This is a genomic window from Streptomyces sp. NTD107 (genome assembly GCF_059510435.1).
Genome location: NZ_JCAJZV010000001.1, coordinates 462,940 through 477,906 on the forward strand (window position 1 = coordinate 462,940; position 14,967 = coordinate 477,906).

Genomic DNA, 14,967 nt, shown 5'->3' on the forward strand with positions numbered 1-14,967 from the left:
TTCCTGGGCGTGGGAGGATCGGGGGCATAGATGTGCAGGGGTCGAGCACCGAAGGAGCACCGTTGAGCAGGTTGCGCTGGCTGACCGCGGGGGAATCGCATGGTCCCGCCCTGGTCGCGACGTTGGAGGGGCTGCCGGCCGGGGTCCCGATCACCACGGACATGGTGGCGGACGCGCTGGCGCGGCGGCGGCTCGGCTATGGGCGCGGCGCCCGGATGAAGTTCGAGCGTGACGAGGTCACCTTCCTCGGCGGGGTACGGCACGGTCTGACCCTCGGTTCCCCGGTGGCGATCATGGTCGGCAACACCGAGTGGCCCAAGTGGGAGAAGGTCATGGCGGCCGACCCGGTGGACCCGGCGGAGCTGGCCGACCTCGGCCGCGCCGCCCCGCTCACCCGCCCACGCCCCGGCCACGCCGATCTGGCCGGCATGCAGAAGTACGGCTTCGACGAGGCCCGCCCGGTGCTGGAGCGTGCCTCCGCCCGGGAGACCGCCGCCCGCGTCGCGCTGGGCACCGTCGCCCGCTCCTACCTCAAGGAGACCGCCGGCATCGAGATCGTCTCCCACGTGGTGGAGCTGGGCGGCGCCGCCGCCCCGGCCGGCCGGGTGCCGCTGCCCGGCGATGTGGCCGCCCTGGACGCCGACCCGGTGCGCTGCCTCGACCCGGGGGCCGGCGCGGCGATGGTCGCCGAGATCGACCAGGCCCACAAGGACGGTGACACCCTCGGCGGCGTCGTCGAGGTGGTCGCGCACGGCGTGCCCGTCGGGCTCGGCTCCCACGTGCACTGGGACCGCCGGCTCGACGCCCGGCTCGCCGCCGCCCTGATGGGCATCCAGGCCATCAAGGGCGTCGAGGTGGGCGACGGCTTCGCCCTGGCCCGGGTGCCCGGTTCCCGGGCCCACGACGAGATCGTGCCCACTCCCGAGGGGGTACGCCGCTCCTCCGGCCGCTCCGGCGGCACCGAGGGCGGCCTGAGCACCGGTGAGGTGCTGCGGGTACGGGCCGCGATGAAGCCGATCGCCACCGTGCCGCGCGCGCTGGCCACCATCGACGTCACCACCGGCGAGGTCGCCGCCGCACACCACCAGCGTTCGGACGTGTGCGCCGTGCCGGCCGCCGGAATCGTCGCCGAGGCCATGGTGGCGCTGGTGCTGGCCGACGCGGTCGCCGAGAAGTTCGGCGGCGACTCGGTCCCCGAGACCCGGCGCAACGTCACCGCCTTCCTCGACCACCTGGAGATCCGGTGACCGCTCCCCGCGTGGTGCTGGTCGGCCCGCCCGGCAGCGGCAAGTCCACGGTGGGCGCGGTGCTCGCCGAGCGGCTCGGCACCACCTTGCGGGACACCGACACCGACATCGAAACGGGCGCGGGCCGCGCCATCGCCGACATCTTCGTCGAGGACGGCGAGGCCCGCTTCCGTACCCTGGAGGCCGCCGCCGTACGGGCCGCGCTGACCGGTCACGACGGCGTGGTGGCGCTGGGCGGCGGCTCCGTCCTGGACGCCGGCACCCGGGCACTGCTGGCCCCGCTGCCGGTGGTCTTCCTCCAGGTCGCGCTGCCCGACGCGATCCGCCGGGTGGGCCTGGACTCCGCCCGCCCGCTGCTGGCCGTCAACCCGCGCCAGCAGTGGCGCACCCTGATGGAGGCGCGCCGTCCGCTGTACGAGGAGGTCGCCAGCACGGTGATCGACACCGAGGGCCTGACACCGGAAGAGGTCGCCCAGGCGATCGTCGACGCGATGGAGCTGACCGCCGCATGAGCACCCCACGTCCCACGCAGCCGACCCGGATTCCCGTCGCCGGCAGCGCGGGCACCGCCCCCTACGACGTGCTGGTGGGCCGGGCCCTGCTGGGCGAGCTGCCCGCGCTGATCGGCCCGGCGGCCAAGCGGGTGGCCGTGCTGCACCCCGAGGCGCTGGCCTCCACCGGCGAGGCGCTGCGCGCCGATCTCGCCGAGCAGGGGTACGAGGCCATCGCCGTTCAGCTGCCCAACGGTGAGGAGTCCAAGACCGCCGAGGTCGCCGCCTACTGCTGGAAGGCGCTGGGCCAGACCGGCTTCACCCGCACCGATGTGATCGTCGGCGTCGGCGGCGGCGCCACCACCGATGTCGCCGGATTCGTCGCCGCCAGCTGGCTGCGCGGGGTGCGCTGGGTCGCCGTGCCCACCACCGTGCTCGGCATGGTGGACGCCGCCGTGGGCGGGAAGACCGGCATCAACACCGCCGAGGGCAAGAACCTGGTGGGTGCCTTCCACCCGCCCGCCGGGGTGCTGTGCGATCTGGCCGCCCTGGAGTCGCTGCCGGTGCACGACTACGTCTCCGGGCTCGCCGAGATCATCAAGGCCGGCTTCATCGCCGACCCGGCGATCCTGGAGCTGATCGAGGCCGACCCCGAGGCCGCCAGGAGCGCGGTCGGCCCGGCCACCGCCGAACTGGTGGAGCGCGCCATCCGGGTCAAGGCCGAGGTGGTCTCCGGCGATCTGAAGGAGTCCGGGCGGCGCGAGATCCTCAACTACGGGCACACCCTGGCGCACGCCATCGAGAAGAACGAGCGTTACAACTGGCGGCACGGCGCGGCCGTCGCCGTGGGCATGGTGTTCGCCGCCGAGCTGGGCCGGATCGCCGGCCGGCTGGACGACGCCACCGCCGACCGGCACCGCGCGATCCTGGAAGCGGTCGGACTGCCCGTCACCTACCGTGGCGACCAATGGCCCAAGCTGCTCCAGACCATGCGGGTCGACAAGAAGACCCGGGGCGATGTGCTGCGCTTCATCGTGCTGGACGGGCTGGCCAAGCCGGCCGTGCTTGAGGGCCCCGACCCGGCGATGCTGCTGGCCGCGCACGCGGAGATCGCCGCCTGAGCCTGGGCGTCTCGTTCCGATCTCCGCGGGGCCGCGCCGCCGGCCACCGGGCACCTCCTGCCCGAAGGCCGGGGGAGACAGGGCCCGATCCACGAAGATCCGAACGAGACGCCCACCCGATGACGCCGGGCGGCGGCTGTGGTCCCTGCCACAGCCGCCGCCCGGAAAATCAGGACAGACATGGACCGTCCCGCCGTACCGACCCGGCGGCGGGCCGGGCCAGGCACTTCACGGCGGCACCGCACGTTCCCCGGGCGTCACCCTGGCCGGGTACGGTGTGTCACCGACCGGCAAAGCCGCGCGGAACTGACTGCCGTGCCCTCAGACATCGGAGTGGAAGCCGGATGCATCAACCCGGGATGCCCCCGCCGCCCCCCGCGCCGCTCGACGGCGGAACCGGCGGGCAGCTCCAGCTGCCGACCGGCACCGTGGTGCCCGCCCCGCCGCCGGCCCCCGCCCCCGCGCACCCCGATGTCTCGCACACCGGGGTAGCCGTGCTGCTGATCGGCCCGGCCGGGGCCGGCAAGACCACCGTCGCCCGCTACTGGGCCGACCGCCGCCCGGTGCCCACCGCCAGCATCAGCCTGGACGATGTCCGCGAATGGGTACGGGCCGGGTTCGCCGACCCGCGCGCCGGGTGGGACGACCGCTCCGAGGCCCAGTACCGGCTGGCCCGCCGCACCTGCGGCTTCGCCGCCCGCAACTATCTGGCCAACGGCATCTCCTGCATCCTGGACGACGCGGTTTTCCCGGACCGGCCCGCCGTGGGCCTGGGCGGCTGGAAGCGCCATGTCGGCCCCGGGCTGATACCCATCGTGCTGCTGCCGGGCCTGGACATCGTCCTGGAGCGCAACGCCGCCCGCAGCGGCACCAGGAGGCTGTCCGACGAGGAGGTCGCCACCATCCACGGCCGGATGGCCGGCTGGTACGGCTCGGGGCTGCCGATCATCGACAACTCCCGGCACGATGTGGCCACCACCGCCCGCATGCTGGACGAGGCGGTGGCCCGCAGCCTGTCCAGCCCGCCCGCCTGGTGAGCGGTGGCGCGGACATCCCCGCGCCACGTTAGGACGTGTTGAAGGCGCCCCGCGGCGCCGCGCTGCGTAGGCTCGGTCCATGTCCGAGGTACATGCCGCCCGGCGCTCCCGGCTGCGGGCCCGCTGCTCGGCTGCCGGCAGCACCGCCCTGGTCGTCTCCCGCCCCGCGAACGTCCGTTATCTGGTCGGCACCGCCCCCGCCGACGCGGTCCTGCTGGTGGGCCGTTCGGGGGACGATGTGCTGCTCTCCCACTGGGAGGCGGCCGACGCCGTCGCCGACCCCCGCCCCGCCGACACGGAGGGGATGCGCACCGAGGTGCTGCACGGGGAGAGCGATCCGGCGATCGCCGCCGTGGCCATGGCGATGAAGGCCGGTGCCGACGCCGTGGCCGTCGAGGAACACCATCTGACCGTCTCCCGGCACCGGGCGCTGGCCGCCGGCGCCCCCGGGGTACGGCTGACCGACCTGGGCCGGGCCGTGGAGGAGCAGCGGCTGGTCAAGGACGAGGACGAGATCGGCGCGCTGCGCATCGCCGCCGAGATCACCGACCGGGCGCTGGGGGAGCTGCTGGAGTCGATCCTGGTCGGCCGCACCGAACGGCATCTGGCGCTGGAGCTGGAGCGGCGGCTGGTGGACCACGGCGCGGACGGTCCGGCCTTTCCCACCTCGGTGGCCACCGGCACGCACTCCGGGGTGGCCGGGCACCGGCCCACCGACCGCCGGGTGGAGGAGGGCGACTTCCTGTCGGTGTGCCTGGGCGCCCGGTTCCGCGGCTACCGCTGCCGGATCGGCCGCACCTTTGTGATCGGCTCCAGCCCGGCCGACTGGCAGATCGAGCTGTACGACCTGGTGTTCACCGCCCAGCGGGCCGCCCGCGAGGCCCTGGAGCCGGGCAACGAGTACCGCGCGGTGGACCGGGCGGCGCGTGCCGTACTGGAGGCGGCGGGCCACGGTTCGGCGCTGGGCCCGGCCACCGGGCACGGGGTGGGACTGGAAATCGGGGAGGACCCACGGCTGTCCCCCGCCGCCATGGGTAGACTGGGCCCTTGTGTGCCGGTCACCGTCGAGCCGGGAGTACACCTCCCGGGCCGGGGCGGCGTCCGGATCGATGACACGCTCGTCGTCCGCTCCCCGGCGGACGGCGGACCTGAACTACTTACCATCACGACCAAGGAACTTCTCGCGCTGTGACCGGCTGAGCCCGGCGCGCCGGGGGTTCCTCCGGTCCCCCCAGCAGCAGTCTGTAGGAGATTCCGCGACCGTGGCCACCACGAACGACCTCAAGAACGGCCTCGTGCTCAAGCTCGACGGCGGACAGTTGTGGTCCGTTGTCGAGTTCCAGCACGTCAAGCCCGGCAAGGGCGGTGCCTTTGTGCGCACCAAGCTCAAGAACGTGCTCTCCGGCAAGGTCGTCGACAAGACCTTCAACGCCGGCACCAAGGTCGAGACCGCCACCGTCGACCGCCGTGGGATGCAGTTCTCCTACAAGGACGGCGCCGACTTCGTCTTCATGGACACCGAGACCTTCGAGCAGCTGCCGATCGACCCCAAGACGGTGGGCGACGCGGCGAACTTCCTGCTGGAGGGCTTCGAGGCCACCGTGGCCATCTACGAGGGCAGCCCGCTGTTCGTGGAGCTGCCGGCCTCGGTCGAGCTGACCATCGAGTACACCGAGCCGGGTGTACAGGGCGACCGCTCCACCGGTGGCACCAAGCCGGCCAAGCTGGAGACCGGCTACGAGATCGGCGTCCCGCTGTTCATCACCACCGGCGAGAAGATCAAGGTCGACACCCGTTCCGGTGACTACCTCGGCCGGGTGAACAGCTGACGTGTCCGCGCGCAGCAAGGCGCGGCAGCGGGCGCTCCAGATCCTCTTCGAGGCTGATCAGCGCGCTGCCGACCCCACCGACGTCCTGGCCGAGTGGACGCGCAAGGCCCTGAGTGATCAGGGAAATCCGCAGGTCAACCCGTATACCAGGGAGCTGGTGGAGGGGTTCGCGGAGCGGGCGGAGCGGATCGATGAGCTGCTGACGCAGTACACGATCGGCTGGCCGCTGGACCGGATGCCGGCCGTGGACCGCAACATTCTGCGGCTGAGCGCCTTCGAGCTGATCTGGCGGGACGATGTGCCCGATCCGGTGGTGCTGGACGAGGCCGTGCAGCTGGCCCGGGAGTTCTCCACCGATGACTCGCCGGCCTTTGTCAACGGTCTGCTGGGCCGGCTCAAGGAGCTGAAGCCCTCGTTGCGGCGCTGAGACCGAGACGCCATGGCAGGGGCGGGCGGCGGGCCTGATGGCCGGCCGCCCGCCCCTGTGCCGTGCGCCGCCACCGGCGGCGCGCTGCGGATGCGACGCGCGTTGCGTACGCCCCGGGTCAGCTCTCCTCGGCCTGCACCGCACGACGTGCGTCGGCGCCCAGCACACCCCAGCTGATCAGCTGTTCGGTCAGCACCGAGGGGGACTGGTCGTAGATCACCGCGAGGGTGCGCAGGTCGTCCTGGCGGATCGAGAGCACCTTGCCGTTGTAGTCACCGCGCTGGCTCTGGATGGTGGCGGTGTAGCGCTGGAGCGGGCCGGCCTTCTCGCTGGGCAGCGTGGCGAGCCGCTCCAGGTCGAGCACCAGCTTCGGCGGCGGCTCGGCGGCACCGCCGGGCGTGGTGCCGGGCAGCAGCTCCTGGACCGGGACGCCGTAGAAGTCGGCCAGCTCCGCGAGGCGCTGCACGGTCACCGCGCGGTCGCCGCGCTCGTACGAGCCGACCACGACCGCCTTCCAGCGGCCCTGGGACTTCTCCTCGACCCCATGGAGCGACAGACCCTGCTGGGTACGGATGGCCCGGAGCTTGGCTCCGAGCTGTTTGGCGTATTCGCTGGACATGTGTCTCCCCGGACTGGCGGTTTGTTACTCAGTGTGATGTTACGCAGCGTGATATCTCCCGTCAAGCCGGACCGGCTTCCTCCTCTCTGACCTGGGGCGATGCGGAGCGTATCGAGTGCCCTGCTATGGTTCATTCGAACACCAGACGTCCTTTAAGGCCCGTCCCGTGAGGCGGGGAAGGAGGTCCGTTTCGTATGGACACCCATGACTCACCCCCGGCCCGTTCCGTACTGGAAGCGCCGGACATCGCGCGGGCACTGACCCGCATCGCCCACGAGATCGTCGAACGCGCCAAGGGCGCCGACGATGTGGTGCTGCTGGGCATCCCCACCCGAGGGGTCTATCTGGCCCACCGGCTGACCGCCCGGCTCGCCGAGATCACCGGACACCCGGTGCCCGTGGGATCGCTCGACATCACCATGTACCGCGACGATCTGCGGCTGCGCCCGGCCCGCGCCCTGGCCCGTACCGAGATCCCCGGCGCCGGCATCGACGGCGCCCTGGTCGTCCTGGTCGACGATGTGCTCTTCTCCGGCCGCACCATCCGGGCCGCCCTCGACGCGCTCGGCGACATCGGCCGCCCCCGCGCCGTCCAGCTGGCGGTCCTGGTCGACCGGGGCCACCGCGAGCTGCCGATCCGCGCCGACTACGTCGGCAAGAACATCCCCACCTCCCTGCGGGAGACGGTCAAGGTCCAGCTCACCGAGGAGGACGGCCGCGACGGCGTCCTCCTGGGCGTACGCGAGGACGCCCCCGCCGCCGACCGGTAGCGCACCCGTACGGCCCGGCCCCACCCCGGCCGCGCCGTGCCCGGGCCTGCCCGTACGCCCTTCCGCTCCCCGAACACCTCTGGGAAGGCAACGATGAAGCGCCATCTCACCTCGGCCACCGACCTCAGCCGCGACGACGCCGTCCTCATCCTCGACACCGCCGAGGAAATGGCCAGGATCGCCGACCGGCCGATCAAGAAACTGCCCACCCTGCGCGGCCGAACGGTCGTCAACCTCTTCTTCGAGGACTCCACCCGGACCCGGATCTCCTTCGAGGCCGCCGCCAAGCGGCTGTCCGCCGACGTGATCAACTTCTCGGCCAAGGGCTCCTCCGTCTCCAAGGGCGAATCCCTCAAGGACACCGCCCTCACCCTCCAGGCGATGGGCGCCGACGCCGTCGTCATCCGGCACCACGACTCCGGCGCCCCGCACCGGCTCGCCACCTCGGGCTGGATCGGCGGCTCCGTGGTCAACGCCGGCGACGGCACCCACGAACACCCCACCCAGGCCCTGCTGGACGCCTTCACCATCCGCCGCCGGCTGGCCGCCGGGGCCGGCCTGGGCAGCGACCTCACCGGCCGCCGGATCACCATCGTCGGCGACATCCTGCACTCCCGGGTGGCCCGCTCCAACGTGCAACTGCTGCACACCCTGGGCGCCGAGGTCACCGTCGTCGCCCCGCCCACCCTGGTGCCCATCGGCGTCGACCACTGGCCCTGCGCCGTCTCCTACGACCTGGACGCCGTGCTGCCCAAGTCCGACGCCGTGATGATGCTGCGCGTCCAGCGCGAACGGATGAACGCCGCCTACTTCCCGACCGAGCGCGAGTACGCCCGCCGCTACGGCCTGGACGGCGACCGGATGGCCCGCATGCCGCGGCACGCCATCGTCATGCACCCCGGCCCGATGAACCGGGGCATGGAGATCACCGCCGAGGTCGCCGACTCCCCCCGCTGCACCGCCGTCGAACAGGTCACCAACGGCGTCAGCATCCGCATGGCCGTCCTGTATCTGCTGCTCGGCGGAGCCGAGCCCGCCGCCACCAAGGAAACCCATGAGTGAGACCGCAACCCACCGGCGCACCCTGATCAAGGGCGCCAGGATCCTCGGCGGACGCCCGCAGGACCTGCTGATCGAGAACGGCGTCATCGCCGAGACCGGCACCACCGTCCCCGCCGCCGGCGCCACCGTGATCGAGGCCGACGGCCAGATCCTGCTGCCCGGCCTGGTCGATCTGCACACCCACCTGCGCGAGCCCGGCCGCGAGGACTCCGAGACCGTCCTCACCGGCACCCGGGCCGCCGCCGCCGGCGGCTACACCGCCGTGCACGCCATGGCCAACACCTTCCCCGTCGCCGACACCGCCGGCGTGGTCGAGCAGGTGTGGCGCCTGGGCCGCGAATCCGGCTACTGCGACGTCCAGCCGATCGGCGCCGTCACCGTCGGACTGGGCGGCAAGCAGCTCGCCGAGCTGGGCGCCATGCACGACAGCGCGGCCGGCGTCACCGTCTTCTCCGACGACGGCAAGTGCGTCGACGACGCCGTGATCATGCGCCGCGCCCTGGAGTACGTGAAGGCGTTCGACGGCGTGATCGCCCAGCACGCCCAGGAACCCCGGCTCACCGAGGGCGCCCAGATGAACGAGGGCACCGTCTCCGCCGAGCTGGGCCTGACCGGCTGGCCCGCCGTCGCCGAGGAATCGATCATCGCCCGCGACATCCTGCTCGCCGCCCACGTCGGCTCCCGGCTGCACATCTGCCACCTGTCCACCGCCGGCTCCGTGGAACTGGTGCGCTGGGCCAAGTCCAAGGGCTGGCGGGTCACCGCCGAGGTCACCCCGCACCACCTGCTGCTCACCGACGAGCTGGTGCGCTCCTACGACCCCGTCTACAAGGTCAACCCGCCGCTGCGCACCGAGGCCGATGTGCTGGCGCTGCGCGAGGCGCTCGCGGACGGCACCATCGACATTGTGGCCACCGATCACGCCCCGCACCCCCACGAGGACAAGGACTGCGAGTGGGGTGCCGCCGCCATGGGGATGATCGGGCTGGAGACCGCGCTCTCCGTGGTCCAGCACACCATGGTCGACACCGGGCTGATGGACTGGGCCAAGGTCGCCGACCGGATGTCGTACGCGCCCGCCGCCATCGGCCGGCTCGCCGGACACGGCCGCCCCGTCGCGGTGGGGGAGCCCGCCAACCTCACCCTGATCGACCCGGCATACCGTTCGGTGGTGGACCCCGCCGGATTCGTCTCCCGCAGCCGGAACACCCCCTACCGGGGACGCGAGCTGCCGGGCCGGGTGACGCACACCTTCCTGCGGGGCCGGGCAACGGTCACGGACGGGAATCTCACATGAGTCACATCATCACGGCGCACCTCATCGTCCTCGCCGACGAGAACGTCGAACGCAAATCGGCCGAGGTCACCGACTGGGCCGAGCGCATCGGCTGGGTCGTCGGCCTGCTGCTGCTCGTCGCCCTCGTCTACTGGCTGATGCGCGAGGGCTGGAAGTGGCGCGGCAGCCTCCAGGGCGACCTGCCCGAGCTGCCCGCCTTGCCCGTCGCCCCCGGCGAGCCCCGGCTGCGGATGACCGGCCGCTACCACGGCTCCACCACCGCCGGCCAGTGGCTGGACCGCATCGTCGCGCACGGCCTGGGCGCCCGCAGCCGCGCCGAGCTGACCCTCACCGACGAGGGCATCGCCGTGGTACGCCCCGGCGCCCCCGACTTCCTGATCCCGGCCGCCCGGATCCGCGAGGCCCGGCTCGACAAGGGCATCGCCGGCAAGGTCCTCACCGAGGGCGGGCTGCTGGTGATCACCTGGGAGCACGGCGACCGGCTGCTGGACTCCGGCTTCCGGTCCGACCGGGCGCAGGAGCACGCCGCCTGGATCCGGGCCCTGGGACCGGCCTCCGCCGCCCCGTCCGCCGCCGGACCGCACACCCCCGAAGAAGGTGCGAAATGACCACCGACGCCACCCGTACCCGCCCCGCCGTACTCGTCCTGGAGGACGGCCGTACCTTCCGTGGCCGCAGCTACGGCGCGGTGGGCCAGACCCTGGGCGAGGCCGTCTTCTCCACCGGCATGACCGGCTACCAGGAGACCCTCACCGACCCCTCGTACCACCGCCAGGTGGTCGTCATGACCGCCCCGCACATCGGCAACACCGGCGTCAACGACGACGACCCGGAATCCGGCCGGATCTGGGTGGCCGGCTATGTGGTGCGCGACCCCGCCCGGATCCCCTCCAACTGGCGCGCCACCCGCACCCTGGACGCCGAGCTCACCGCCCAGGGCGTGGTCGGCATCTCCGGCATCGACACCCGCGCCCTCACCCGCCATCTGCGGGACCGCGGCGCCATGCGGGTCGGCATCTTCTCCGGCGACGCGCTCGCCACCGAGGACGAACTGCTGGCCCGGGTGCAGGCCGCCCCCGCGATGACCGGCGCCGACCTGGCCGCCGAGGTCGCCACCACCGAGCCGTACACCGTGCCCGCCCACGGGCAGCGCCGCTTCACCGTGGCCGCCGTCGACCTCGGCATCAAGGGCATGACCCCGCACCGGATGGCCGAGCGCGGCATCGAGGTCCGGGTGCTGCCCGCCACCGCCACCCTGGAGGAGATCTACGCCACCGCCCCGGACGGGGTGTTCTTCTCCAACGGCCCCGGCGACCCCGCCACCGCCGACCACGCCGTCGCCCTGATGCGCGGCGTGCTGGAGCGCGGCACCCCGCTGTTCGGCATCTGCTTCGGCAACCAGATCCTGGGCCGCGCCCTGGGATTCGGCACCTACAAGCTCAAGTACGGCCACCGGGGCATCAACCAGCCGGTCAAGGACCGGGCCACCGGCAAGGTCGAAGTCACCGCGCACAACCACGGATTCGCCGTCGACGCCCCGCTCGACACGGTCTCCGACACCCCCTTCGGCCGCGCCGAGGTCTCCCACGTCTGCCTCAACGACAACGTCGTCGAGGGGCTGCGACTGCTCGACCGGCCGGCCTTCAGCGTCCAGTACCACCCCGAAGCGGCGGCGGGCCCGCACGACGCGGCCTACCTCTTCGATCGCTTCGTCTCCCTGATGGAGGACCAGCGTGCCTAAGCGCACCGATATCCAGTCCGTCCTGGTCATCGGCTCCGGTCCGATCGTCATCGGACAGGCCGCCGAGTTCGACTACTCGGGCACCCAGGCATGCCGCGTACTGAAGTCCGAGGGACTGCGCGTCATCCTCGTCAACTCCAACCCGGCCACCATCATGACCGACCCGGAGATCGCGGACGCCACCTATGTGGAGCCGATCACCCCGGAGTTCGTCGAGAAGATCATCGCCAAGGAGCGGCCCGACGCGCTGCTCCCCACCCTCGGCGGCCAGACCGCCCTCAACACCGCCATCGCCCTGCACGGCGCCGGCACCCTGGACCGGTACGGCGTGGAGCTGATCGGTGCCAACGTCGAGGCCATCAACAAGGGTGAGGACCGCGAGCTGTTCAAGGGCGTGGTCGAGGCGGTACGGGAGAGGACCGGCCACGGCGAGTCCGCCCGCTCGGTGATCTGCCACTCCATGGCCGAGGTGCTCGCCGGCGTGCCGGCCCTCGGCGGCTACCCCGTGGTGGTCCGCCCCTCCTTCACCATGGGCGGCGCCGGCTCCGGCTTCGCCCACAACGAGGAGGAGCTGCGCCGCATCGCCGGCCAGGGCCTGGCCCTGTCGCCCACCACCGAGGTGCTTCTGGAGGAGTCCATCCTGGGGTGGAAGGAGTACGAGCTGGAGCTCATGCGCGACCGCGCCGACAACGTGGTCGTCGTCTGCTCCATCGAGAACCTCGACCCGATGGGCGTGCACACCGGCGACTCCATCACCGTCGCCCCCGCCATGACCCTCACCGACCGCGAGTACCAGATCCTGCGGGACATCGGCATCGCCGTCATCCGCGAGGTCGGGGTGGACACCGGCGGCTGCAACATCCAGTTCGCCGTCAACCCCGAGGACGGCCGGGTCGTCGTCATCGAGATGAACCCCCGGGTCTCCCGCTCCTCCGCGCTCGCCTCCAAGGCCACCGGCTTCCCGATCGCCAAGATCGCCGCCCGGCTCGCCATCGGCTACACGCTGGACGAGATCCCCAACGACATCACCGAGCAGACCCCGGCCTCCTTCGAACCCACCCTCGACTACGTGGTGGTCAAGGTTCCCCGGTTCGCCTTCGAGAAGTTCCCCGCCGCCGACTCCGCCCTCACCACCACCATGAAGTCGGTGGGCGAGGCCATGGCGATCGGCCGTAACTTCACCGAGGCGCTGAACAAGGCGCTGCGCTCCCTGGAGAAGAAGGACTCCCAGTTCGACTTCACCGGTACCCCCGGCGACAAGGCGGAACTGCTCGCCACCGCCACGATCCCCACCGACGGCCGGCTCAACACCGTGATGGCCGCCATCCGGGCCGGCGCCACCCCCGGCGAGGTCTTCGAGGCCACCAGGATCGACCCCTGGTTCATCGACCAGCTCTTCCTCATCCACGAGATCGCCGGGGAGCTGGCCGCCGCCGAACTGCTGGACGGTGACCTGCTCGCGCACGCCAAGCGGCACGGCTTCTCCGACGCCCAGATCGCCGGCATCCGCGGCCTGCGCGAGGACGTGGTCCGCGAGGTACGGCACGCGCTGGGCGTACGCCCCGTCTACAAGACCGTGGACACCTGCGCCGCCGAATTCGCCGCCCGCACCCCCTACCTCTACTCCTCCTACGACGAGGAGAGCGAGGTCGGCCCGCGCACCAAGCCCGCCGTCATCATCCTGGGCTCCGGGCCCAACCGCATCGGCCAGGGCATCGAGTTCGACTACTCCTGCGTCCACGCCTCCTTCGCGCTGAGCGCGGCCGGCTACGAGACCGTCATGGTCAACTGCAACCCCGAGACCGTCTCCACCGACTACGACACCTCCGACCGGCTCTACTTCGAGCCGCTCACCCTGGAGGACGTCCTGGAGATCGTGCACGCCGAGCAGCAGGCCGGACCGCTGGCCGGCGTCATCGTCCAGCTCGGCGGCCAGACCCCGCTCGGCCTGGCGCAGGCGCTCAAGGACAACGGCGTGCCGATCGTGGGCACCTCGCCCGAGGCCATCAACCTCGCCGAGGAGCGCGGCCACTTCGGCCGGGTCCTGGAGGCGGCCGGGCTGCCCGCCCCCAAGTACGGCACCGCCCGCTCCTTCGAGGAGGCCAGCGCCATCGCGGCCGGCATCGGCTACCCGGTGATGGTCCGCCCCAGCTATGTGCTCGGCGGGCGCGGCATGCAGATCGTGTACGACGAGCCCTCGCTCGCCGACTACCTCCAGCGGCACGCCGGACTGATCTCCGAACACCCCGTACTCATCGACCGGTTCCTCGACGACGCCATCGAGATCGACGTCGACGCCCTCTACGACGGCCAGGAGCTCTACCTGGGCGGCGTGATGGAGCACATCGAGGAGGCCGGCATCCACTCCGGCGACTCCGCGTGCGCCCTGCCGCCCATCACCCTCGGCGGCCACGACATCAAGCGGCTGCGCACCTCCACCGAGGCCATCGCCGCCGGCGTCGGGGTCCGCGGGCTGATCAACATCCAGTTCGCGCTCTCCGGCGACATTCTCTACGTGCTGGAGGCCAACCCCCGCGCCTCGCGCACCGTCCCCTTCACCTCCAAGGCCACCGCCGTACCGCTGGCCAAGGCCGCCGCCCGCATCTCGCTCGGCACCACCATCGCCGAGCTGCGCGCCGAAGGACTGCTGCCCGCCCACGGCGACGGCGGCACCCTGCCCATGGACGCCCCCATCTCCGTCAAGGAGGCCGTGATGCCCTGGTCGCGGTTCCGCGACGTGCACGGGCGCGGCGTGGACACCGTCCTGGGGCCCGAGATGCGTTCCACCGGCGAGGTGATGGGCATCGACGCCGTCTTCGGCACCGCCTACGCCAAGTCCCAGGCCGGCGCCTACGGGGCGCTGCCCACCAAGGGACGGGCCTTCATCTCCATCGCCAACCGGGACAAGCGCGCCATGATCTTCCCGGCCCGCGCCCTGGTCGAACACGGATTCGAGCTACTGGCTACCTCCGGCACCGCCGAGGTGCTGCGCCGCAACGGCATCGAGGCCACGGTGGTGCGCAAGCAGAGCGAGGGCGAGGGACCGAACGGCGAGAAGACCGTCGTCCAGCTCATCCACGACGGACACGTCGATCTGATCGTCAACACCCCCTACGGCACCGGCGGCCGGCTCGACGGCTACGACATCCGTACCGCCGCAGTGGCCCGTGGCGTGCCCTGCCTCACCACCGTGCAGGCACTGGCCGCCGCCGTCCAGGGCATCGACGCCCTGCGGCACGGCGATGTCGGGGTCCGCTCGCTCCAGGACCACGCCCGGCATCTGATCAGCGCCAGGGAAGCCGCCGGCACCGGGGCGGGCGCCTGAG

14 protein-coding genes are annotated in these 14,967 nt (G+C 72.0%); 13 read left to right on the forward strand and 1 reads right to left on the reverse strand.

What is annotated here, in order from left to right:
* The first annotated feature begins 62 nt into the window (after positions 1 to 62).
* The 7 genes from aroC to nusB all read left to right on the forward strand — a co-directional run bounded on the left by aroC (position 63) and on the right by nusB (position 6,152).
* On the forward strand, positions 63 to 1,247 hold the full coding sequence (gene aroC, locus AC5WRL_RS02020) for a chorismate synthase (protein WP_496086466.1): 1,185 nt from the start codon (positions 63 to 65) through the stop codon (positions 1,245 to 1,247).
* Positions 1,244 to 1,759: a shikimate kinase gene (locus tag AC5WRL_RS02025; protein ID WP_496086467.1), complete on the forward strand. Its 516-nt coding sequence runs from the start codon at positions 1,244 to 1,246 to the stop codon at positions 1,757 to 1,759. The genes aroC and AC5WRL_RS02025 overlap by 4 nt, the downstream gene beginning before the upstream one ends.
* A complete protein-coding gene (gene aroB, locus AC5WRL_RS02030) occupies positions 1,756 to 2,859 on the forward strand; it encodes a 3-dehydroquinate synthase (protein ID WP_496086468.1) in 1,104 nt (367 codons plus the stop codon). The genes AC5WRL_RS02025 and aroB overlap by 4 nt, the downstream gene beginning before the upstream one ends.
* 119 nt (positions 2,860 to 2,978) lie before the next feature.
* On the forward strand, positions 2,979 to 3,896 hold the full coding sequence (locus AC5WRL_RS02035; protein ID WP_496086469.1) for an AAA family ATPase: 918 nt from the start codon (positions 2,979 to 2,981) through the stop codon (positions 3,894 to 3,896).
* A 79-nt stretch (positions 3,897 to 3,975) separates the two neighbouring features.
* A complete protein-coding gene (locus tag AC5WRL_RS02040) occupies positions 3,976 to 5,088 on the forward strand; it encodes an aminopeptidase P family protein (protein ID WP_496086470.1) in 1,113 nt (370 codons plus the stop codon).
* 70 nt (positions 5,089 to 5,158) lie between these two features.
* Entirely contained in the window at positions 5,159 to 5,725 is a 567-nt protein-coding gene (gene efp, locus AC5WRL_RS02045) for an elongation factor P (RefSeq protein ID WP_496086471.1), read from the forward strand.
* Between the two features lies 1 nt (position 5,726).
* Positions 5,727 to 6,152: a transcription antitermination factor NusB gene (gene nusB, locus AC5WRL_RS02050; protein WP_496086472.1), complete on the forward strand. Its 426-nt coding sequence runs from the start codon at positions 5,727 to 5,729 to the stop codon at positions 6,150 to 6,152.
* 118 nt (positions 6,153 to 6,270) lie between these two features.
* Here nusB and bldD read toward each other — a convergent pair whose 3' ends face one another.
* Entirely contained in the window at positions 6,271 to 6,771 is a 501-nt protein-coding gene (gene bldD / locus AC5WRL_RS02055; RefSeq protein ID WP_019434753.1) for a transcriptional regulator BldD, read from the reverse strand.
* 194 nt (positions 6,772 to 6,965) lie between these two features.
* Between bldD and pyrR the strand changes: the two genes are divergently transcribed.
* From pyrR to carB, 6 genes are all read left to right on the forward strand, one after another.
* Positions 6,966 to 7,541, forward strand: coding sequence for a bifunctional pyr operon transcriptional regulator/uracil phosphoribosyltransferase PyrR (pyrR, locus tag AC5WRL_RS02060; protein WP_496086473.1), 576 nt, complete (start codon positions 6,966 to 6,968; stop codon positions 7,539 to 7,541).
* Positions 7,542 to 7,634: 93 nt separating this feature from the next.
* Positions 7,635 to 8,603 carry an aspartate carbamoyltransferase catalytic subunit gene (locus tag AC5WRL_RS02065; RefSeq protein ID WP_496086474.1) on the forward strand — a complete coding sequence of 323 codons (969 nt, stop codon included), beginning with the start codon at positions 7,635 to 7,637 and terminating at the stop codon, positions 8,601 to 8,603.
* Positions 8,596 to 9,900: a dihydroorotase gene (locus AC5WRL_RS02070; protein ID WP_496086475.1), complete on the forward strand. Its 1,305-nt coding sequence runs from the start codon at positions 8,596 to 8,598 to the stop codon at positions 9,898 to 9,900. Before AC5WRL_RS02065 ends, AC5WRL_RS02070 begins: the two co-directional genes overlap by 8 nt.
* Positions 9,897 to 10,508 carry a PH-like domain-containing protein gene (locus AC5WRL_RS02075; RefSeq protein WP_496086476.1) on the forward strand — a complete coding sequence of 204 codons (612 nt, stop codon included), beginning with the start codon at positions 9,897 to 9,899 and terminating at the stop codon, positions 10,506 to 10,508. Before AC5WRL_RS02070 ends, AC5WRL_RS02075 begins: the two co-directional genes overlap by 4 nt.
* Entirely contained in the window at positions 10,505 to 11,641 is a 1,137-nt protein-coding gene (gene carA, locus AC5WRL_RS02080) for a glutamine-hydrolyzing carbamoyl-phosphate synthase small subunit (RefSeq protein ID WP_496086477.1), read from the forward strand. The genes AC5WRL_RS02075 and carA overlap by 4 nt, the downstream gene beginning before the upstream one ends.
* Positions 11,634 to 14,966 (forward strand): carbamoyl-phosphate synthase large subunit, encoded by a 3,333-nt coding sequence (carB, locus tag AC5WRL_RS02085; RefSeq protein ID WP_496086478.1) that lies wholly within the window; start codon positions 11,634 to 11,636, stop codon positions 14,964 to 14,966. Before carA ends, carB begins: the two co-directional genes overlap by 8 nt.
* Position 14,967: the final 1 nt, after the last annotated feature.

Excerpts from the sequence above, each read along its gene's own strand:
- carA (WP_496086477.1), top strand. The coding sequence starts at position 10,505 with ATGACCACCGACGCCACCCGTACCCGCCCCGCCGTACTCGTCCTGGAG.
- bldD (WP_019434753.1), bottom strand. The coding sequence starts at position 6,771 with ATGTCCAGCGAATACGCCAAACAGCTCGGAGCCAAGCTCCGGGCCATC.
- aroB (WP_496086468.1), top strand. The coding sequence starts at position 1,756 with ATGAGCACCCCACGTCCCACGCAGCCGACCCGGATTCCCGTCGCCGGC.
- pyrR (WP_496086473.1), top strand. The coding sequence starts at position 6,966 with ATGGACACCCATGACTCACCCCCGGCCCGTTCCGTACTGGAAGCGCCG.
- AC5WRL_RS02070 (WP_496086475.1), top strand. The coding sequence starts at position 8,596 with ATGAGTGAGACCGCAACCCACCGGCGCACCCTGATCAAGGGCGCCAGG.
- AC5WRL_RS02040 (WP_496086470.1), top strand. The coding sequence starts at position 3,976 with ATGTCCGAGGTACATGCCGCCCGGCGCTCCCGGCTGCGGGCCCGCTGC.
- AC5WRL_RS02075 (WP_496086476.1), top strand. The coding sequence starts at position 9,897 with ATGAGTCACATCATCACGGCGCACCTCATCGTCCTCGCCGACGAGAAC.
- AC5WRL_RS02035 (WP_496086469.1), top strand. The coding sequence starts at position 2,979 with ATGACGCCGGGCGGCGGCTGTGGTCCCTGCCACAGCCGCCGCCCGGAA.
- AC5WRL_RS02065 (WP_496086474.1), top strand. The coding sequence starts at position 7,635 with ATGAAGCGCCATCTCACCTCGGCCACCGACCTCAGCCGCGACGACGCC.